The organism is Rhodanobacter sp. FW101-FHT13A11, assembly GCF_058790335.1.
Window position 1 is genome coordinate 152,157 of record NZ_JBYTCN010000010.1, and the last position, 17,722, is coordinate 169,878.

Below are 17,722 nucleotides of genomic sequence, written 5' to 3' on the forward strand. Positions count from 1 at the left end.
CTCCTACACAGGCAGGCTCATGCCTTCGACAGCAGCCGGCCGCCCATCGCCGCGTTGACCGCCACTACCACGATCACCGCCAGCGCATGCGTCAGCAGGTCGGTGGCGGCGGAATCAAACGCGTGGCAGATCTCCAGCAGGCTGGCCGAAGCGGCCGCGCTGGCCAGGCCGATCAGCACCGCGGTGAGCACCGGCCGCAGCGGGCAGGCGCGGCGCAGCAGCACGATCAGCAGCGCGGACAGCGGCACCGAGAAGCCGATGATGAAGAGCAGGCAATCGGCGCTCTGGTGCATGCCGGCGATCTCGGTGCCCGGCGCGATCCACGTGCGCAGGCAGCCCAGGCCGCTGGCGCCGATCCACAGCAAGGCACCGGGCAGCGGCAGCCACGCCCACGCCGCACGCCGCCCCGGCACGCCCAGCGCGAACGCGGCCCACGCGGCGGTAACCGCGGTGACCGCCGCACCGATGCCGGCCCAGGCCAGGTCGGGCGTGGCGGCCCAGCGCCGCAGCATCGGGCCCGCGCCGTAGTGCGCCAGCAACCCGGTCGCGAGCGCCAGCACCAGCAGCAGCCAGCCGGCGGTGCGCAGCCATGGCGGCGGCAGCCGCCGCACCGGCACCAGCCCGGTGCCGAGGCGGCCGATCAGTGCCTCATGGGAGGACGGGTCGGGCATCACGTCAGGGTTCTCCATGGAAACGTTCGCGCAGCGCCTTCAGTGCGCGGTGCAGGTTCACTTTCAGCGCGCCGGCGTTGCGCCCGGTCAGCTCGGCCGCCTCGCTCAACGAGCGCTCGCGCAGGCCCAGCTGTTCCACCGCCTCGCGCTGGCCCGGCGGCAGTTCGGCGATCGCCTCGTGCAGGCGCTGCGCGCGCTGGCCGCTCTCGGCAGCGGCGCTGGCGTCGTCGACATCCGGATGCTGGTCGAGCGCGAAGTCGTCGTGCAGTTCGCGGCTGTCGCGACGGCCGCGGCTGCGCAGCGCGTCGATCACGCGACGGCTGGCGATCGCGGTCAGCCACGCGTCGTACGAACGGGCCGGGTCGTAGGTGTGGCGCACCCGGTGCACGGTGATCAGGGTTTCCTGCACCACGTCGTCCAGGCCATCCGGCGCCACGCCCTGGCGCCGCGCGGTGGCCCGGATCAGCGCCACCGAATCGCCCAGCAGCTTCTCGTAGGCACGCCGGTCGCCGGCCTGCGCAGCCGCCATCCACGCCGCCCGGCGCCGGTCGGGCGATTCGCTGCCGTTCACCATGGCGACATCGGCTGGCACGGGGTCGGGACTCGCCCGCAGGGAAAGTCCACTATCTAGACCCATGCAGGCGGTGGCGGTCAAGGCTTGCGGCATGCGGGCTCCAACGGCGGAATGCCTGTGGGGTATTCGCTGCATCCGGCCCCGGCGTTACTCCGTACCTGCAGGTAACCGCCGTCGACGCGCCGGCGAATAACCAGCAACCTCCCGCGGATGCCTCCCATGCTCGTGTTGATCCTCGCCTACCTCGGCGGCGTACTGACCATCCTCAGCCCGTGCATCCTGCCGGTGCTGCCGTTCGTGTTCGCCCGCTCCGACCGTCCGTTCATGCGCAACGGCCTGCCGATGCTGCTGGGCATGGCGATCACCTTTGCCGTGGTCGCCACGCTGGCCGCATTGGGCGGCGGCTGGGCGGTGCATGCGAACCAGTACGGCCGCTGGGTGGCGATGCTGGTGCTGGCCTTCCTCGGCCTGACCCTGTTGTCGACCCGGTTGGCCGAATGGATCACCCGCCCGTTCGTGGCGCTGGGCAACCGGCTGTCGCAGCGCTCGGCCGGCGGTGGCGATTCGGTCTGGGGCGCGGCCGGCCTCGGCGTGGCCACCGGCCTGCTGTGGGCGCCCTGCGCGGGGCCGATCCTCGGCCTGCTGCTGACCGGCGCGGCACTGAACGGCGCCAGCGTGCAGACCACCCTGCTGCTGCTCACCTACGCCGCCGGCGCGGCCACCTCGCTGGGCCTGGCGCTGCTGATCGGCGGCAAGGTGTTCGCGCTGATGAAGCGCTCGCTCGGCGCCGGCGAGTGGGTGCGCCGCGCGCTCGGCGCACTGGTGCTGTGCGGCGTGGCCGCGATCGCGCTGGGGCTGGATACCGGCCTGCTCACCCGCGTCTCGCTGGCCAGCACCGGCGGCATCGAGCAGAAGCTGATCAACGCCGTGCGCCCGGCCCCGGCGCCGCAACCGGCGCCGAAGGCCGGCGAGCCGCTGCCGGTGGAAGGCACGTTCCCGTCGCTGGCCGGTGCCACGCAATGGCTGAACAGTCCGCCGCTGACCACCGAAGCGCTGCGCGGCAAGGTGGTGCTGGTCGATTTCTGGACCTACTCCTGCATCAACTGCCTCCGCTCGCTGCCCTACGTGCGCGGCTGGGCCGACAAGTACAAGGATCACGGCCTGGTGGTGATCGGCGTGCACGCGCCGGAGTTCGCGTTCGAGAAGGATCCGGCCAACGTCGCCAAGGCGGTGAAGGACCTGGGCGTCGACTACCCGGTCGCGCTGGACAACGACTACGCGATCTGGAAAGGCTTCAACAACGAGTACTGGCCGGCGCACTACTTCATCGACGCGCAGGGACAGATCCGCCATCATCATTTCGGCGAAGGCGAGTACCGGGAAAGCGAGGACGTGATCCGCCGGCTGCTGGCCGAAGCCGGTCAGCAGAACCTGCCCGGCGGCTACGTCAGCGACGACCGTCGCGGCGTCGAAGCGGCCGCGTCGAACGATCCCACCCGTTCGCCGGAAACCTACGTCGGCTACGCCCGTGCGATGAACTTCGTCGGCGGCCGGGTGGCGCACGACGAGGCGCGGGATTATCACGCACCCGCCTCGCTCGCTGCCGACCAGTGGTCGCTCGACGGCCGCTGGACCGTGCACGACGAGAACGCGCAGCTGGCGCAGGCCGGCGGCCGCATCGTCTACCGCTTCCGCGGCCGTGACCTGCACCTGGTGCTGGGCCCCGCCGGCGACGGCAAGCCGATCCGCTACCGCGTCAGCATCGACGGCCAGCCACCCGGCGCCAACCACGGCATGGACACCGACGCCGCCGGCAATGGCGCGGTCACCAGCCAGCGGCTGTACCAGCTGGTGCGCCAGGCCCACGGCAGCGGCGAGCGGCTGTTCGAGATCACCTTCCTCGACCCCGGCGTGCGGGCCTACGCCTTCACGTTCGGCTGAAGCGACACGTAGGAGCCCGCTTGCGGGCGATGCCTCCGTGCTCGCGGAAAAGCATCGCCCGCAAGCGGGCTCCTACACAAAAGAGCATCCACGGAGGCTGCCATGTCCCGCATCGATGAAACCCTCGCGATGGATCGCCGCCGCTTCCTGCGCGCCGCACTCGGCGGCGGTGCATTGCTGGCCGTCGGCGGCGGCCTGCTGCTGCCGCGATTGCATGCGGCGGCGAACACGCCGGTCGGCACGCCGGGCGAGGTGTTGCTGGAAATCTTCGACGACGCCGGCCGCGACCTCGGCGCGCGCAAGGTGGCGAAGCTGGTGCTGAGCGACGCGCAATGGCGGCAGCGGCTGTCGCCGGCGGCGTACGAGGTGATGCGCCACGAAGACACCGAGCGCGCGTTCAGCGGCGAGCACGAGCGGCCTGCCGTGCCCGGCCTGTTCCGCTGCATGGCCTGTGCCACCGCGCTGTACGACGCCGCCACCGAGTTCGACTCCGGCACCGGCTGGCCCAGCTTCTGGCAGCCCATCGCCGCGCGCAACGTGGTCGAGCGCAGCGACCACAGCTACGGCTGGGTGCGCACCGCGATCAGCTGCGCCGGCTGCGACAGCCACCTCGGCCACGTCTTCGACGACGGCCCGCGGCCGACCGGCCTGCGCTACTGCATGAACTCGGTGGCGCTGCGTTTCGTGCCGCGCCGCGCCTGAGCACAAACGGCAGCCTGATCGCGGGAGCGGCTTATCGGCCTTCCTGCAGCCACGGCCACCAGCCGCGCCCCGAGCGCGCGTAGCGGTCGGCTGCCCGCTCGAACGGATTGCGCCCGCTGATCCCGCCGCACAGCAGGTACAGCGGCAGGAACAGCGGGCCCAGCAGCATGTACTGGTAGACATGCGCGCGTTCGTGGTCGGCCAGCGACACCGGCGGTTCGATGTCATGGCCGGCGCGATGCGCATAGGTGAGGCACGGCACGTCCAGGCGCTCGCCGGTGTGCACGATCACGTTGCCCAGGGTCAGCGCCCCGCCGCGCCCCCACGGCCAGCGCCGCACCACCAGCGCCAGCTCGCGCGGCTGCCAGCGCAGCCGCGCGCCGAAAGCCAGGCCGGCCAGACCCAGCAGCAGGCCGAGTAGGCTGTTCGGCAGCGCCCACAGCATGCCCAGCGCGAGCAGGCCACGCCGCGGCCAGCGTGAAGCGGATGAGTCGGGATGTCGCGGCATGTCGGCCCGGCTTGGATTCGGAGGTGGTCGTCGCCATCTTGTCGGCGTTGGCGCCCGGCGCCTGACCGTTATCGGAGTGAGTCTGCCATGAGTACACCACTGGCCATCCCGTGTCCGCATTGCGGCGCGCTGAACCGCGTGCCGGCCGAACGGGTGGACGAGCACCCGAACTGCGGCCGCTGCAAGCAGGCGCTGTTCGAGGGACATCCGGTGGAACTCACCACAGCGAACTTCGACGCGATCGCCGGCCGCGGCGACCTGCCGGTGCTGGTGGATTTCTGGGCACCGTGGTGCGGGCCGTGCGTCGGCTTCGCGCCGGTGTTCGTGCAGGCCGCCGGCAAGTTCGAACCGCGCCTGCGGCTGGCCAAGCTCGATACCGAGGCGCAGCCGCAACTGGCCCAGCGCTTCAACATCCGCAGCATCCCCACCCTGATCCTGTTCAAGCAGGGCCGTGAGATCGCGCGGCAGTCCGGCGCGCTGAACGCGGCGCAGCTGCAGCAGTTCGTCGAGAGCGCGCTGGCGCGCGGCTGATCGGGGCGCCCCCTGCCGTTGGGCATACTCCCGCCGACGCGACGGCAGGTTAGGCTTGGCGCTTTCGCCAGCGAGGAAAAACCGTGCGCAAGTCCCTGCAATCCGTCCTGCTGGCCGCCTTCGTGCTGGCCGGTTCCAACGCCGCCCCAGCCCACGCGGCCGACACTCCCAAACCGGCGGCGGACGCAGCCGGCGGCAACGGCTTCCACCTGCCGCCGCTGCCGGCCGATGCGCATGTGGCGCAATCGGCCGTGGTGGACGGCAAGACGCTCAAGTACACCGCCACAGTGGGCTCGCTGCCGGTGCGCGACGAGAAGGGCACGGTCATCGGCGAGGTGGTGTTCACCGCCTACACCATCGCCGGCAAGGACCGGCCGGTGACGTTCGCGCTGAACGGCGGCCCGGGCGCCTCGTCGGTGTACCTCAACCTCGGCGCGATCGGGCCGAAGAAGGTGAATTTCGGCGTCGAGGGCGACAACCCGTCCGACCCGGCGACCTTGCGCGACAACCCCGGCACCTGGCTGGGTTTCACCGACCTGGTGTTCATCGACCCGGTGGGCACCGGCTTCAGCCGTGCGCTGGTGGACGACAAGGAAGCCACCAAGCAGTTCTACAGCACCGACAGCGACATCAAGTACCTGTCGCGCATCGTCTACGACTGGCTGGTCAAGAACGGCCGCATGACCTCGCGCAAGTACTTGGTCGGCGAGAGCTACGGCGGCTTCCGCGGCCCGCGCATCACCGAGTACCTGCAGACCCGGCTCGGCGTGGCGATGAGCGGCGCGGTGCTGCTGTCGCCCTACCTCGACCCGGCCGCCTTCGAAGACGGCAACGTGTCGCCGCTGCCATGGATGCTCACCCTGCCCTCGATCGCCGCCGCGCACCTAGAGCGCGAGCACAAGCTCAGCGCCGAGGCGATGGCGCCGATCGTCGAATACACCCGCGGCGAATACGCCAGCGACCTGCTGCGCGGCCGCTCCGATCCGCAGGCCACCGACCGCGTGGTGAAGAAGGTCACCGAGCTGACCGGGCTCGATCCGCTGTTCGTGAAGCGCTCCGGCGGCCGCCTCGAAACCCAGGCCTACCTGCGCGAGGTGTACCGCGCCGAGGGCAAGCTGGGCAGCCGCTACGATTCCAACGTCACCGCCTGGGATCCGTTCCCCTACGCGCCGCACCAGCAGACCGGCGACCCGATCCTCAACGGCATCATCGCGCCGACCACCAGCGCGATGGTCGACTTCGTCACCCGCGTGGTGGGCTGGAAATACGATGGCCGCTACAACGCGCTCAGCTACGAGGTGAACAAGCTGTGGCACCAGGACGAGGACGCCAGCAAGGGTTCGGTGTCGCAACTGCGCGAGGCGGTCGCCAACGACCCGGGCCTGCGCGTGCTGATCGCGCATGGCTGGGACGACCTGTCCTGCCCGTTCATGGCCTCGGTGCTGATCGTCGACCAGATGCCGCCGATGGGCGACCCCACCCGCGTGCAGGTGAAGAACTATCCCGGCGGCCACATGTTCTACGCGCGTGCGGACAGCCAGGCGACGCTGACCCGCGATGTGAAGGCGCTGTACGGCGTGAAGTGACTTCTTCGCCTGCATGCTGGGCCGGCATCGCCGGCCCAGCATCGCGGCTCAGCGCGCCGCGGTGCTGGCGCGTACCAGGTATTGCACGCTGAACATCCGTTGCGGATCGGTCCACACGCGCTGCACGGCCAGCCCGGCGCGAGCGGCCAGCGCGGTGAAATCCTCCAGCGAATACTTGCAGCTGTATTCGACCTGTATCGTTTCGTCGGCGCGGAACGGCACGTTCGCGCGGCCCACCTTCACCTGCTGCTCGCGGCGGCTGACGAGATGCGTCTCGATGCGCCCGGCCATCGGGTTGTAGTGCGCGCGATGGGCGAACGCCGACAGCTCGAAGTTGCTGCCGATCTCGCGGTTGAGCCGCGCCAGCATGTTCAGGGTGAACTCGGCGGTGACGCCGGCACGGTCGTTGTAGGCCGCCTCGATCAGCGCCGGATCTTTTTTCAGGTCCGCCCCGATCAGGATGCCGCCGGCGTCGCCCATCTCGTTGCGCATCTTGCGCAGCAGCGCGGCGGCCTCGCGGCTCTCGAAATTGCCGATGGTGGAACCGGGGAAATACAGCACGGTGCGCCGCGGCGCACGCGGCGGGATCGGCAGCCGCAGCGGCCGGCTGAAATCCGCGCACAACGGCTGCAGCGGCAGCCGCGGGAACGCCGTCGCCAGCCGCTCCATGCTTTGCCGCAACGGCTCGGGCGAGATCTCCACCGGCACGTAGGCCACCGGCGCGTGCAGGTGCCCGAGCAGCATCCGGGTCTTGATCGCGTTGCCGCTGCCGTACTCGACCAGCCGCACCCCGCTGCCCAGTTCATCGGCGATCGCGGCCGCGTGCTCGTCCATCAGCGCGATCTCGCAGCGCGTGAGGTAGTACTCCGGCTGTTCGCAGATGCGCTCGAACAGCGCCGAGCCGCGCTCGTCGTAGAACAGCCACGACGGCAGCCGCTTGGGTTTCGCGCCCAGCCCGCGCTGGACGACCTCCAGCAGCTCGCTGCTCGGCGGGCGGCGCTCGTCGTCGCTGATGCCACAGGGTTGCACACTGCTCATCGGTCCTGTCCCAGTCGCAGCCCGGCGAATTGCCAACGGGCCTGGGGTGGAAAGAAATTGCGGTAGCTGGCACGCAGGTGATCGCGCGGAGTGGCGCAGGAACCGCCGCGCAACACCCACTGGCCGCACATGAATTTGCCGTTGTATTCGCCCAGCGCGCCGGGCAGCGGGCGGAAGCCCGGGTAGCCGATGTACGGCGAGGCGGTCCATTCCCACACGTCGCCATACATCTGCTGCAGCCCGGCGCCGGCGCTGGCCGCGCGCGGCTGGAAGCGCTGCGCGTCCTGCAGGTTGCCGTCGATGGCGATGCCCTGCGCCGCCGACTCCCACTCCGCCTCGGTGGGCAGCCGCGCGCCGGCCCAGCGGGCAAAGGCCTCGGCCTCGAAATAGCTGAGGTGGCACACCGGCTCGTGCGGATCGAGCGCGCGCACGCCGGCCAGGGTGAACTCGCTGGCCAGGTCGTCCTGCCAGTAGATCGGGTGCTGCCAGCCCTCGCGCTGCAGCGTGGCCCAGCCGTCGGACAGCCACAGGCCGGGTTCGCGATAGCCGCCCTCGCGCACGAACGCCAGGTATTCGGCGTTGCTCACCGGCCGGTTGGCCAGCGCGTGCGGCTGCAGCAGGACACGGTGGCGCGGGGTCTCGTTGTCGAACGCGAAGCCCTCGCCGCGATGGCCGATCTCGACGATGCCCTCGCGGCCCGCGGCGAAATGCAACGGCACCGGCACGCCCTCGTCCGCGGCGGGAACCGCCGCGCGCCACGCCGGCTGCAGCGGGTTACACCACAGCGCGTGCTTGATGTCGGTCAACAGCAACTCCTGGTGCTGCTGCTCGTGCTGCAGGCCTAGCTCGACCCGCTCGAGCAACTCTGCATCGCCCTCGCGACCGAGCAGTTCGCCCACCGCATCGTCGACGCGGTGCCGGTAGTCGCGCACCTCGTCCAGCGACGGCCGCGACAGCAGGCCGCGCTGCGGCCGCGCATGCATCGGGCCGACCGACTGGTAGTAGGAGTTGAACAGATAATGCCAGGCCGGGTCGCGCGGCCGGTACGCCGGGTCGCGGCCCAGCACGAACTGCTCGAAGAACCAGCTGGTGTGCGCCAGGTGCCACTTGCCGGGGCTGGCGTCAGGCATCGACTGCAGCTGCAGATCCTCGGCGCTGAGGCCGGCGCACAGCGCTAGCGTGCACTGGCGTACCTGGCGGAATCGCGCCGCGATGCCGGCCGGCGCGGACGATTGCCAGGTCGTCACCGGCGCCCTCCCGGCATCCGCATGGCGGCCTCGGTACGGAGCGTTTCGCGATGCGGGCGGTTCAAAAACATGTCCGCCAGCATGCCGCGCCAACCGTTCACTTATTGTGATATGAAGATGGCAGATGCTTTGCAGCGCCGCCCCCGACGGCCGCCGTCGTAGCCGGCATGCAGCTCCCGCGGCCGGTTCACGATACCCGCTCCGCGCCAACCGACGAGGTAACGCTCATGAAAGCGATTCTTCCCGCCCTGCTGTTCGTCCTCGCCGTCGGCAACGTGCACGCGGCCGAGCCAGGCCGCGCCCGTTCGCCGTTGCCGGCAAACGAGTGCATCGACACGACGCAGATCAACGAGTGGTACATCGTCGATGCGCGCACGGCCATCGTGCGCACCGGTCCGAAGCATTACCTGGTGACGCTGCAGAATGACTGCCCGCGACTCGGCACGCCACCGCCCGGGCTGATCTTCCGGCCCAACCCGTCCAACGCCATCGTCAACCGGGGCCGCATCTGCGGCGAGGTGGGTGAAACGGTGCACTCGCGCTACCAGCCGCCGTGCGCGATCGAATCCGTCAGCAGGATCGACAAGGCACGCTTCAAGCAGCTCGGCGAACACGCCACCCGGCACGGCAGCGGCGCCGAGCTGCCGCCGGCCCTGCCGGCGCACTGAGGCACCGGTCGCCGAAACACGAAGAGCCCGGACAAGCCGGGCTCTTCGTCGTGCAATGCAATGATCCGACGCGTTGCTCAGTCGTCGTCATCGTCACCATATTCGCGGACATACCGTGTCTGGTACGGGTCGCCATACACCACGGTGCGGGTTTCGACCACGCGGCGACGCACGACCGGGGCATCCTCGTAGATCACCGTGCGCGGCGGGCCGTACACCACCGGTGCCTCGTAATACACCGGCGCCGGGCGCAACGCGTCGCTGACCAGGCCGGCCACGGCACCGGTGACGATGGCGCCGGCGATCCAGCGGCCGCCGCTCCAGTAACCACCGTGGCGGTAATAACCGCCGTCGTAATCGTGGTAACCGCCGTGCCACCCGCCGCCATGCCAACCACGATCACCATGATCGTGCGCCGACGCGCTCAACGGCATGGCCACTACCGCCGCGACTGCCAGGCCGATGGCTGCGAGCTTGCCCGCTTTACCGATGCTCTTGGTCATGATCGTTCTCCGGTTGTACGGGGTGGATGCTCGTCCGATCACGCTTAATATGCACTGAAGGGTTCATTTTTTAATGTGCGCCGTATCCCAGGGGTTGATCCCCGTCACAGCCTGGCGTCGGCGCAGCAGCCAGCAGCCGTGGATATCGGCGCGGCGGGCGAAGTCGAACGGGATGCTGGGCGCGCTCCAGTCCTCGATCTCGAAGTGCGGTTCCAGCGCCTCGCGGTCCAGCTTGAAGCGGCGGAAATTGTTGGAGAACACGATCACGCCGTCGCGGGTGAGCCGCCCGCGGCAGGCGTCGAGCAGCGCCACATGGTCGCGCTGCACGTCGAAATCCTCGGCGCGCTTGGAGTTGGAGAAGGTGGGCGGGTCGACGAAGATCAGGCCGTAGTGGCCACGGTCGCGCTGCAGGAATTCCAGCGCGTCGAACTGCATCAGCCGGTGGCGCGCGCCGCTGAAGCCGTTCAGCGCGAGGTTGCGCGAGGCCCATTCGAGATAGGTCGCCGACAGGTCCACGCTGGTGGTTTCCAGCGCACCGCCGGCCGCCGCGTACGCGCTGGCGGTAGCGGTATAGGCGAACAGGTTGAGGAAGCAGCGCCCCCGGGCCAGCTCGCGCAGCTTGGCGCGCACCAGCCGGTGGTCGAGGAACAGGCCGGTATCCAGATAGTCGGTGAGGTTGACCAGGAACTTCAGGCCGCCTTCCTCCACCTCGATGAACTCGCCGCGCTGGTCGAGCTGGCCGTACTTGGAACCGCCCTTGCCGCGCTCGCGGGTCTTCAGCGCGATGCGCTCGCGCGGCACGCCGAGCACCTCGCCGGCGACGCGGGCGATCTCGCGCAGGCGCAGCCGCGCGACGTCGGCGGGGATGTCGGCCGGGGCGCGGTATTCCTGGATGTGCAGGTGATCATCGCCGTTCGTATCGCCATAGACGTCGATCGCCGCGGCGTACTCGGGCAGGTCCTGGTCGTAGGCGCGCCAGCAGTGGATGCCTTCGCGGGCGAGCCGCTTGCGCAAGTGTCTGGCGTTCTTTTCCAGCCGGTTCTTCAGCATCTGCGCGCCGGCGGACAGCGGCTTCGGCTCGCGCGGCTTCTCATCGCGCGGCTTCAGGTCGAACGTCAGCAGCACGGTTTCCAGCGCGCCGTTGTACAGCGCGTAGCGCTTGTCCGCGTGCAGTTGCATCGCGCGGCCCAGTTCCACGTCGCCGGCCAGCACCGCGGCGCGCCAGCCGCTGAAACGGCTGCGCAAGGTGTCGCCCAGCACGCGGTACAGCTTCGGCATCTCGGCCCGGTCGCCCAGGCGCTCGCCGTACGGCGGATTGGTGATGACCAGGCCGTAGTCGACGCCGGGTGGCGGCGCGGCATGCGCCACGTCCTGCCGGTCCAGGGTGAAGAAGCCGGCCACGCCGGCTTCCTGCGCATTGCGCTTGGCCGTCTGCACCATGCGCGGGTCGGCGTCGCTGCCGAAGAAGCACGGACGCAGCGCACGCAGGCCGGTCTCGGCACGCTGCTTCGCCTCGTCCAGCAGACCGCGCCACAACGCGATGTCGTGTTGTTGCCAGCCGAGGAAGCCGAAATACTCGCGGCGCAGGCCGGGCGCCACGTCGGCCGCCATCAGCGCGCCCTCGATCAGCAGCGTGCCGGAACCGCACATCGGGTCGAGCAACGCGCCACCGGCGGCGTAGACCTCCGGCCAGCGCGCGCGCAGCAGCATCGCGGCGGCGAGGTTTTCCTTCAGCGGCGCCTCGCCCTGCTCCTCGCGCCAGCCACGCCGGTGCAGCGGCGAGCCGGCCAGGTCCAGCGACAAGGTGGCGCGGTCGCGGCGTATGCGCACGTTGATGCGGATGTCCGGCTCGTCGGTGTCGATGCCGGGACGCGAACCGTCGCGCTGGCGGAACTGGTCGACCACGGCATCTTTCACCCGCAGGCCGATGAACTGGCTGTGGGTGAGCTTGCTCATCGCGGTGCCCGCATCCACCGCGAAGGTGGCGTGCGCGGCCAGGTGTTCGCTCCAGTCGATCGCTTGCACGCCGCGGTACAGCGCATCGTCGTCGGCCGCGTCGAACTCGGCCAGCGGCAGCAGGATGCGGCTGGCCAGGCGCGACCACAGGCAGGCCCTGTACGCGGTTTCCAGCGTGCCGGCGAAGTGCGCGCCGGCCAGCGCCTCGCGCACGTCGCCGGCGCCGAGCGCGACCAGTTCGTCGCGCAGCAGATATTCCATGCCCTTCGGGCAGGTGGCGAAGAACGCGCCTGATGGGAGCCGATTCATGCGGCCATCGCCAGCCAGTCCAACTGCAGCCGGAACTGCGCGGCGACCGTATCCATGCTGGCGCCCAGCCGATGGTCGTCGTCCAGCACCAGCAGCGGCAGCCGGCGCCGGGCGGCGAACGCATGCACGCCGGGCAGCGGGCAGACCTCGTCGCGCCAGCCGTGGATCAGCAGCGTGGGCACACCCGGGCGCAGGTCGAACTTGCGCGCGTAGCCGGGGATCTCGCTCGGCGTGGCCAGCAACAGCAAACCGGCCACCGGCACGTCCAGCGAGACCAGGCCGGAGACGAACGCGCCCATGCTGGAGCCGACCAGCAGCGGCGGCGCCTCCAGCGCCTCGATGGTGGCGCGCAGGCGGGCGATCCGCGGCGCCACCGACGCGGCGTGGCCGCGCGCGTCGTCGGCGCGGTAGTCCGGCCGCTGCGTGCGCCAGCCCAGCGACTCGGCCAGCGCGGCCAGCGCGCTGACCTTGGTGGCGTCCGGGCCGGAATCCGAGCCGTGCGAAAGAATGATCTGGCCGCGCATGGCGGTCTCCATGAAAGCTGCAGGAGGCAAGGCGTGCATGGTAACAGGCGGCGTTTCCGCCCCCGCCTGCCGCATGCGAGACTTGGCCGATGCCCCTGACCCTCCGCGATCAACCGCTGCCCTACGTCGACCTGCTGCCGGAGCGCCCAGCCGCGGCGGTCGAGCTGGTGGTGATCCACTGCACCGAACTGCCCGACCTGGCGACGGCGCGCGAATACGGCGAGCGCGTGTTGCACGCCAGCGGTACCGGCAACAGCGGCCACTACTACGTCGACCGCGACGGCGCGGTGTACCGCTACGTGCCCGGCACCCGCGTGGCGAACCACGTGCGCGGGCACAACCCGAATTCGATCGGCATCGAGCTGGTCAACCTCGGGCGCTATCCGCACTGGTGGGATTCGCATCACCAGCAGATGGACGAGCCTTACGGCGAAGCCCAGATCGCCGCACTGGGCGCCCTGCTGGCGCGGTTGCGCGTGGAATTCCCGCACCTGCGGCAGATCGCCGGGCACGAGGACCTGGACACCGCGCTGATGCCGGCCAGCGACGACCCCGCGCTGCAGATCCGCCGCAAGCTCGACCCCGGCCCGCGGTTTCCATGGGATGCCATCGTCCCGGCCTGCGGCCTGCAGCGGCTGCGCTAGACTGCCTCGCCCCTTTCGAGCCGCCGCCATGCCGCAGTTCGATGTCCAGCCGCTGCTGCAATCGACCACCGTCGCGGTGCACGACGTGGGCTGCCGCGGCGCCTGCCGCCATCGCAGCGCCGAGGAATGCGCCACCGCCACCCAACTGGTGTTCCCCTACCGCGGCCTGTACCTGCGCCACGTCGGCAGCACGCAGTCGGTGGCCGACGCCAACCACGTGCTGTTCTTCAACGCCGGCGAGGGCTACCAGGTCAGCCATCCGGTGGCCGGCGGCGACGCCAGCCTGTCGCTGGCGGTGTCGCCGGCGCTGCTGCGCGAGCTGGCGCCGGCCGCGTTGCTGCAGCGGCACGACGAACCCGCATTCCGCCACCAGGCGCTGCGCATCGACGAGCGCGCGCAGGTGCTGGTGGCGCTGCTGCGCCACAGCCTGCGCAGCGGCGGCATCGAGCCGCTGGAAGCGGAGAGCCTGGTGCTGACCCTGGTGTGCCGCAGCCTCGGCCCGCGCACCGCCCACGCGCCCGGCGCGACCCGCGCACGGCAGCGGCTGGTGGACCGCGCGAAGCTGCGGCTGGCCGGCGACCTCACCCGGCGCTGGACGCTGGCGGAGATCGCGGCGGAGGTTGGCGGTTCGCCGGTCTACCTCACCCAGGCCTTCCAGCAGGTCGAGGGCATGCCGCTGTACCGCTACCACCTGCGCCTGCGGCTGGCGCGCGCACTGGACCTGATCGCCGGCTGCGAGGACGTCGCCGCGCTGGCGCTGGACCTGGGCTTCTCCAGCCACAGCCATTTCAGCGCCGCGTTCCGCCAGGCCTACGGCCGCACGCCCAGCGCATTCCGCCAGACCGCGCTGGCCAAGACGTCGTGAATCGCTAAAGATCCTGACAGCCGCCGATGGCCGCCGGTGGTCTCCTGTGCCTGCCCGATCGCGGGCATCCACCGGAGATCCACCATGAACGAGAAAACCTGCGCCGCCTGCGACTACCCGCTCGACGGCAACGCCATCCAGGTCACCATCGGCGGCCGCACCATCGAAGTCTGCTGCGAGGAATGCGCGCAGAAGCTGCGCGAGGCGGAAGCGCAGTCGTGAGCGGCCACTCGCCATCATCCATGGCACGGCTGGTGGCGCCGGGCATCGACCGGCGCCGCTTCCTCGCCCTGTCCGCGGGCGTGCTCGCCGGCCTGGGCGCGGGCGGCCTCGCCGGTTGCGCGTCGTCGCCGCCAGCCGGACGCGTGGCGATGGACGCGGCACGCTTCCACGCCGCGCGCCGCTACACCTGTACCGCATTCGGTCGCATCGCCCACGTCGAGCGCGGCAACGGGCCGGCGGCGCTGTTCCTGCACGGTTTCCCGCTCAACGGTTTCCAGTGGCGCGGCGCGCTCGACCGGCTGGCACCGTACCGGCGCTGCATCGCGCCCGATTTCCTCGGCATGGGCTACACCGAGGTTGCCGGCGGGCAATCCTGCGCGCCCGACGCGCAGGTCGCCATGCTCGTCGCCCTGCTCGACGCCCTGCAGGTCGAGCGCGCCGACGTGGTCGCCAACGACAGCGGCGGCGCCGTGGCGCAATTACTGCTCGCGCACCATCCCGGGCGCGTGCGCAGCCTGCTGCTGACCAACTGCGACACCGAGGAAGACAGCCCGCCGCCGGCGCTCCTGCCGGTGATCGCGCTGGCGAAGCAAGAGCGCTTCGTCGACGAATGGCTGGGCACGTGGCGCCGCGACCATGCCCTGGCGCGTTCGGCCGCAGGCATCGGCGGCATGTGCTACGCCGACCCCGCGCATCCCACCGACGAGGCCATCGAAACCTACTTCGCGCCGCTGCTGGCATCCCGGCGCAGCCGCAGCTCCGCGCATGCCTACGCCATCGCGCTGGAACGGAACGCTCTCGCCGGCATCGGCCACGCACTCGCGCGGTCCCGCGTGCCGGTGCGCATCGTGTGGGGCAGCGCCGACACGATCTTTTCCCCCGGCAACCCCGGTTTCCTCGACCGCGCCTTCGGCCGCTCGCTGGGCGTGCGCCGGCTCCAGGGCAGCAAGCTGTTCTGGCCCGAGGAGCGCCCCGACGTGATCGCCGAGGAAGCGCGGCGGCTGTGGGCCGCGACGGAACGCCCAGCGTGACCGGCACTCCGCTCGGCCGCTTCGCCCATACGGCGGGGCGCCGATATCCGGGCACGGGGCCGCCGCTATACTGGCGAACCCCTGCAAGGACACGCCATGAGCGAAGACCACGTTGCCGAACTTGTCGAGCTGCTGCGACTGGAGCGGCTGGAGGACAACCTGTTCCGCGGCCAGAGCCGCGACATCGGTACCCGTTTCGTGTTCGGCGGCCAGGTGCTGGGGCAGGCGCTGGCGGCGGCGCAGCAGACGGTCGATCCGTCGCGCGAGGCGCATTCGCTGCACGCCTACTTCCTGCGCGCCGGCGACATCGAAGCGCCGATCGTCTACAACGTGGAACGCACCCGCGATGGCGGCACGTTCTCCTCGCGCCGGGTGGTGGCGATCCAGCACGGCCAGCCGATCCTGAACGGCTCGATCTCGTTCCAGGCGCCCGAGCCGGGCGTGGAACACCAGACCAGCATGCCCGAGGTGCCTGCGCCGGAAGACATCGAGCCGCTGCACCCGCTGCCCGCCGGGGAACTGGCGCGGCTGCCGGTGAAGCTGCAGCGCTGGCTCGGCATCGACGGCCCGTTCGAGTTCCGCCAGGTGTGGCCGCGCGACGAGCTGCACCCGGTCAAGCGGCCGCCGATCCAGCACATCTGGTTCAAGCTGACCTCGCCGATCGACGATTCGGCGATCCTGCACCGCGCGCTGCTGGCCTACGCCTCGGATTTCCACCTGATCGGCACCGCCACCCTGCCCCACGGCATCTCCTATATGACCCACAACGTGCAGATGGCCAGCCTCGACCACGCGCTGTGGTTCCACCGCCCGTTCCGGGTCGACGAATGGCTGCTGTACTCGTTCGACAGCCCCACGGCGCAGGGCGGCCGCGGGCTGGCGCGCGGGCAGATCTTCAGCCGCGACGGCCGGCTGGTGGCCTCCACCGCGCAGGAAGGGCTGATCCGTGTGCGCGGCGACTGAGTAGACTGTCCACCATGCGCCAGATCTATACCTCGCCCCGCCCGGAAAACATCGACACCGTGGTCGCCCTGATGGCCGAGCACGGCATCGCGGCCACCGTGGAAAACCGCTCCAACTACAACCGGCCAAGCTACCAGCGCTTCAGCTATGCGCAGCGGCAGGACGACCGCAGCCGCTGGGCGCAGGTGTGGATCACCCGTGCCGACGACTACGCCCGGGCCCGCGCGCTGCTGCGCGAGATCGGCATCGAGCCGACGATCCGCTACGGCGAGGAACTGGCCGCCGAGCGCAATCCCACCCCGGCCGACCGGCGCGCCGGCACGGTGGCGCGCGTGCGCCGGATCGTGCTGCTGGCCGTGCTGGCCGCGTTCGCCATGCTGATGCTGCGCTTCCTGCGGGTGATCTGAACCGGGATGCGGCGCCGCCATGGGCGGCATAGAATCGGGGAATGCGCCGCTCCGACCAAGTCCGCCTGTTCCAGACCCTGCCCCATGCGTGCGGCTACTACGCCGACCGCACGGCGCAGAACCTGGTGCTGGACCCGGCCGCGCCGAACCTCGACAAGCTGTACGGCCCGGCGCTGGAACGCGGTTTCCGCCGTGCCGGCGGCCACCTGTATTTTCCGAACTGCCCGCAGTGCCATGCCTGCACGCCGTGCCGCATCGACGTGGCGAACTTCCAGCCGGACCGCGCGCAGCGGCGCTGCCTGAAACGCAACGCCGATCTCGTCCTTAGCGAATCGATTCCCGGCTACAACCGCGAACGCCACGCGCTGTACGAGCGCTACCTGCAGAGCCGCCACGCCGGCGGCGGCATGGACGACGCCGAGGCCAGCGACTTCCGCCGCTTCCTCACCGCGCCGTGGAGCCCCACCCTGTTCCTGGAACTGCGCCGGGGCGAACGCCTGCTCGCGGTAGCGGTCACCGACGTCTGCCTCAACGGCGTCTCGGCCGTCTACACGTTCTACGACCCCGACGAAACCGCACGCGGGCTCGGCACCTGCGCGATCCTGCAGCAGGTGGAACTGGCCCGCCGCCGCGGCCTGCCGTGGCTGTACCTGGGCTTCTGGATCGACGGCCACCCGAAGATGGACTACAAGCGCCGCTTCAGGCCGCTGCAGATACGCACAGGCGATGGCTGGCAAACCATGCCGTAGGAGCCCGCTAGCTGTGATCTCTCAGTAGGTTGTTCATCCGGGGTGACCCCGGAAGACTGGAGGTGCGACCCACCCACCCCTCC

20 protein-coding genes are annotated in these 17,722 nt (G+C 70.4%); 12 read left to right on the forward strand and 8 right to left on the reverse strand.

Annotated elements, in window-relative coordinates:
* Positions 1 to 17: 17 nt before the first annotated feature.
* Both AC3WRN_RS12770 and AC3WRN_RS12775 read right to left on the reverse strand, forming a co-directional pair.
* Positions 18 to 671 carry an NrsF family protein gene (locus tag AC3WRN_RS12770; RefSeq protein ID WP_492623268.1) on the reverse strand — a complete coding sequence of 218 codons (654 nt, stop codon included), beginning with the start codon at positions 669 to 671 and terminating at the stop codon, positions 18 to 20.
* A 4-nt stretch (positions 672 to 675) separates the two neighbouring features.
* A complete protein-coding gene (locus tag AC3WRN_RS12775) occupies positions 676 to 1,245 on the reverse strand; it encodes an RNA polymerase sigma factor (RefSeq protein ID WP_492623247.1) in 570 nt (189 codons plus the stop codon).
* Between the two features lie 219 nt (positions 1,246 to 1,464).
* Here AC3WRN_RS12775 and AC3WRN_RS12780 point away from each other — a divergent pair, with 219 nt between their 5' ends.
* Together AC3WRN_RS12780 and msrB are read left to right on the forward strand one after the other, a co-directional pair.
* The gene (locus AC3WRN_RS12780; RefSeq protein ID WP_492623248.1) at positions 1,465 to 3,186 is read left to right on the forward strand and encodes a cytochrome c biogenesis protein DipZ; all 1,722 of its coding nucleotides are present in this window, start codon (positions 1,465 to 1,467) and stop codon (positions 3,184 to 3,186) included.
* A gap of 102 nt (positions 3,187 to 3,288) precedes the next feature.
* A complete protein-coding gene (gene msrB / locus AC3WRN_RS12785) occupies positions 3,289 to 3,888 on the forward strand; it encodes a peptide-methionine (R)-S-oxide reductase MsrB (protein ID WP_492623249.1) in 600 nt (199 codons plus the stop codon).
* Positions 3,889 to 3,919: 31 nt separating this feature from the next.
* Here the strand turns inward: msrB and AC3WRN_RS12790 are convergent, their stop codons facing one another.
* The gene (locus AC3WRN_RS12790) at positions 3,920 to 4,396 is read right to left on the reverse strand and encodes a hypothetical protein (RefSeq protein ID WP_492623250.1); all 477 of its coding nucleotides are present in this window, start codon (positions 4,394 to 4,396) and stop codon (positions 3,920 to 3,922) included.
* Positions 4,397 to 4,483: 87 nt separating this feature from the next.
* Between AC3WRN_RS12790 and trxC the strand changes: the two genes are divergently transcribed.
* Together trxC and AC3WRN_RS12800 are read left to right on the forward strand one after the other, a co-directional pair.
* Positions 4,484 to 4,927 carry a thioredoxin TrxC gene (gene trxC / locus AC3WRN_RS12795; RefSeq protein WP_492623251.1) on the forward strand — a complete coding sequence of 148 codons (444 nt, stop codon included), beginning with the start codon at positions 4,484 to 4,486 and terminating at the stop codon, positions 4,925 to 4,927.
* Positions 4,928 to 5,010: 83 nt separating this feature from the next.
* Positions 5,011 to 6,513, forward strand: a complete 1,503-nt coding sequence (locus tag AC3WRN_RS12800) for a S10 family peptidase (protein ID WP_492623252.1) — start codon at positions 5,011 to 5,013, stop codon at positions 6,511 to 6,513.
* Between the two features lie 48 nt (positions 6,514 to 6,561).
* Here the strand turns inward: AC3WRN_RS12800 and egtD are convergent, their stop codons facing one another.
* Positions 6,562 to 7,551 (reverse strand): L-histidine N(alpha)-methyltransferase, encoded by a 990-nt coding sequence (egtD, locus tag AC3WRN_RS12805; protein WP_492623253.1) that lies wholly within the window; start codon positions 7,549 to 7,551, stop codon positions 6,562 to 6,564.
* The gene (egtB, locus tag AC3WRN_RS12810) at positions 7,548 to 8,798 is read right to left on the reverse strand and encodes an ergothioneine biosynthesis protein EgtB (protein ID WP_492623254.1); all 1,251 of its coding nucleotides are present in this window, start codon (positions 8,796 to 8,798) and stop codon (positions 7,548 to 7,550) included. The genes egtD and egtB overlap by 4 nt, the downstream gene beginning before the upstream one ends.
* A 227-nt stretch (positions 8,799 to 9,025) precedes the next feature.
* Between egtB and AC3WRN_RS12815 the strand changes: the two genes are divergently transcribed.
* Positions 9,026 to 9,466 carry a DUF6491 family protein gene (locus AC3WRN_RS12815; RefSeq protein WP_492623255.1) on the forward strand — a complete coding sequence of 147 codons (441 nt, stop codon included), beginning with the start codon at positions 9,026 to 9,028 and terminating at the stop codon, positions 9,464 to 9,466.
* A gap of 77 nt (positions 9,467 to 9,543) precedes the next feature.
* Here AC3WRN_RS12815 and AC3WRN_RS12820 read toward each other — a convergent pair whose 3' ends face one another.
* The 3 genes from AC3WRN_RS12820 to AC3WRN_RS12830 form a co-directional block, all read right to left on the reverse strand.
* Positions 9,544 to 9,969 carry a hypothetical protein gene (locus tag AC3WRN_RS12820; protein ID WP_492623256.1) on the reverse strand — a complete coding sequence of 142 codons (426 nt, stop codon included), beginning with the start codon at positions 9,967 to 9,969 and terminating at the stop codon, positions 9,544 to 9,546.
* A gap of 63 nt (positions 9,970 to 10,032) precedes the next feature.
* Positions 10,033 to 12,234, reverse strand: a complete 2,202-nt coding sequence (rlmKL, locus tag AC3WRN_RS12825) for a bifunctional 23S rRNA (guanine(2069)-N(7))-methyltransferase RlmK/23S rRNA (guanine(2445)-N(2))-methyltransferase RlmL (RefSeq protein ID WP_492623257.1) — start codon at positions 12,232 to 12,234, stop codon at positions 10,033 to 10,035.
* Positions 12,231 to 12,758 carry an alpha/beta hydrolase gene (locus tag AC3WRN_RS12830; RefSeq protein ID WP_492623258.1) on the reverse strand — a complete coding sequence of 176 codons (528 nt, stop codon included), beginning with the start codon at positions 12,756 to 12,758 and terminating at the stop codon, positions 12,231 to 12,233. Before AC3WRN_RS12830 ends, rlmKL begins: the two co-directional genes overlap by 4 nt.
* An 89-nt stretch (positions 12,759 to 12,847) precedes the next feature.
* Here AC3WRN_RS12830 and AC3WRN_RS12835 point away from each other — a divergent pair, with 89 nt between their 5' ends.
* The 7 genes from AC3WRN_RS12835 to AC3WRN_RS12865 all read left to right on the forward strand — a co-directional run bounded on the left by AC3WRN_RS12835 (position 12,848) and on the right by AC3WRN_RS12865 (position 17,639).
* Positions 12,848 to 13,402, forward strand: a complete 555-nt coding sequence (locus AC3WRN_RS12835; RefSeq protein WP_492623259.1) for an N-acetylmuramoyl-L-alanine amidase — start codon at positions 12,848 to 12,850, stop codon at positions 13,400 to 13,402.
* A 28-nt stretch (positions 13,403 to 13,430) separates the two neighbouring features.
* Positions 13,431 to 14,267, forward strand: a complete 837-nt coding sequence (locus AC3WRN_RS12840; RefSeq protein WP_492623260.1) for a helix-turn-helix transcriptional regulator — start codon at positions 13,431 to 13,433, stop codon at positions 14,265 to 14,267.
* A gap of 84 nt (positions 14,268 to 14,351) precedes the next feature.
* Positions 14,352 to 14,489, forward strand: coding sequence for a hypothetical protein (locus AC3WRN_RS12845; protein ID WP_492623261.1), 138 nt, complete (start codon positions 14,352 to 14,354; stop codon positions 14,487 to 14,489).
* On the forward strand, positions 14,486 to 15,520 hold the full coding sequence (locus tag AC3WRN_RS12850) for an alpha/beta fold hydrolase (protein ID WP_492623262.1): 1,035 nt from the start codon (positions 14,486 to 14,488) through the stop codon (positions 15,518 to 15,520). The genes AC3WRN_RS12845 and AC3WRN_RS12850 overlap by 4 nt, the downstream gene beginning before the upstream one ends.
* Before the next feature lie 96 nt (positions 15,521 to 15,616).
* Positions 15,617 to 16,483: an acyl-CoA thioesterase gene (locus tag AC3WRN_RS12855; protein ID WP_492623263.1), complete on the forward strand. Its 867-nt coding sequence runs from the start codon at positions 15,617 to 15,619 to the stop codon at positions 16,481 to 16,483.
* Positions 16,484 to 16,497: 14 nt separating this feature from the next.
* Positions 16,498 to 16,890 (forward strand): hypothetical protein, encoded by a 393-nt coding sequence (locus tag AC3WRN_RS12860; RefSeq protein WP_492623264.1) that lies wholly within the window; start codon positions 16,498 to 16,500, stop codon positions 16,888 to 16,890.
* Between the two features lie 41 nt (positions 16,891 to 16,931).
* On the forward strand, positions 16,932 to 17,639 hold the full coding sequence (locus AC3WRN_RS12865; RefSeq protein ID WP_492623265.1) for an arginyltransferase: 708 nt from the start codon (positions 16,932 to 16,934) through the stop codon (positions 17,637 to 17,639).
* The last annotated feature ends 83 nt before the right edge of the window (positions 17,640 to 17,722 follow it).

Excerpts from the sequence above, each read along its gene's own strand:
- AC3WRN_RS12855 (WP_492623263.1), top strand. The coding sequence starts at position 15,617 with ATGAGCGAAGACCACGTTGCCGAACTTGTCGAGCTGCTGCGACTGGAG.
- AC3WRN_RS12815 (WP_492623255.1), top strand. The coding sequence starts at position 9,026 with ATGAAAGCGATTCTTCCCGCCCTGCTGTTCGTCCTCGCCGTCGGCAAC.
- AC3WRN_RS12830 (WP_492623258.1), bottom strand. The coding sequence starts at position 12,758 with ATGCGCGGCCAGATCATTCTTTCGCACGGCTCGGATTCCGGCCCGGAC.
- egtD (WP_492623253.1), bottom strand. The coding sequence starts at position 7,551 with ATGAGCAGTGTGCAACCCTGTGGCATCAGCGACGACGAGCGCCGCCCG.
- AC3WRN_RS12845 (WP_492623261.1), top strand. The coding sequence starts at position 14,352 with ATGAACGAGAAAACCTGCGCCGCCTGCGACTACCCGCTCGACGGCAAC.
- AC3WRN_RS12790 (WP_492623250.1), bottom strand. The coding sequence starts at position 4,396 with ATGCCGCGACATCCCGACTCATCCGCTTCACGCTGGCCGCGGCGTGGC.
- AC3WRN_RS12770 (WP_492623268.1), bottom strand. The coding sequence starts at position 671 with ATGCCCGACCCGTCCTCCCATGAGGCACTGATCGGCCGCCTCGGCACC.
- AC3WRN_RS12820 (WP_492623256.1), bottom strand. The coding sequence starts at position 9,969 with ATGACCAAGAGCATCGGTAAAGCGGGCAAGCTCGCAGCCATCGGCCTG.
- AC3WRN_RS12835 (WP_492623259.1), top strand. The coding sequence starts at position 12,848 with ATGCCCCTGACCCTCCGCGATCAACCGCTGCCCTACGTCGACCTGCTG.
- AC3WRN_RS12775 (WP_492623247.1), bottom strand. The coding sequence starts at position 1,245 with ATGGTGAACGGCAGCGAATCGCCCGACCGGCGCCGGGCGGCGTGGATG.
- AC3WRN_RS12860 (WP_492623264.1), top strand. The coding sequence starts at position 16,498 with ATGCGCCAGATCTATACCTCGCCCCGCCCGGAAAACATCGACACCGTG.
- trxC (WP_492623251.1), top strand. The coding sequence starts at position 4,484 with ATGAGTACACCACTGGCCATCCCGTGTCCGCATTGCGGCGCGCTGAAC.
- msrB (WP_492623249.1), top strand. The coding sequence starts at position 3,289 with ATGTCCCGCATCGATGAAACCCTCGCGATGGATCGCCGCCGCTTCCTG.
- rlmKL (WP_492623257.1), bottom strand. The coding sequence starts at position 12,234 with ATGAATCGGCTCCCATCAGGCGCGTTCTTCGCCACCTGCCCGAAGGGC.
- AC3WRN_RS12780 (WP_492623248.1), top strand. The coding sequence starts at position 1,465 with ATGCTCGTGTTGATCCTCGCCTACCTCGGCGGCGTACTGACCATCCTC.
- AC3WRN_RS12865 (WP_492623265.1), top strand. The coding sequence starts at position 16,932 with ATGCGCCGCTCCGACCAAGTCCGCCTGTTCCAGACCCTGCCCCATGCG.
- AC3WRN_RS12840 (WP_492623260.1), top strand. The coding sequence starts at position 13,431 with ATGCCGCAGTTCGATGTCCAGCCGCTGCTGCAATCGACCACCGTCGCG.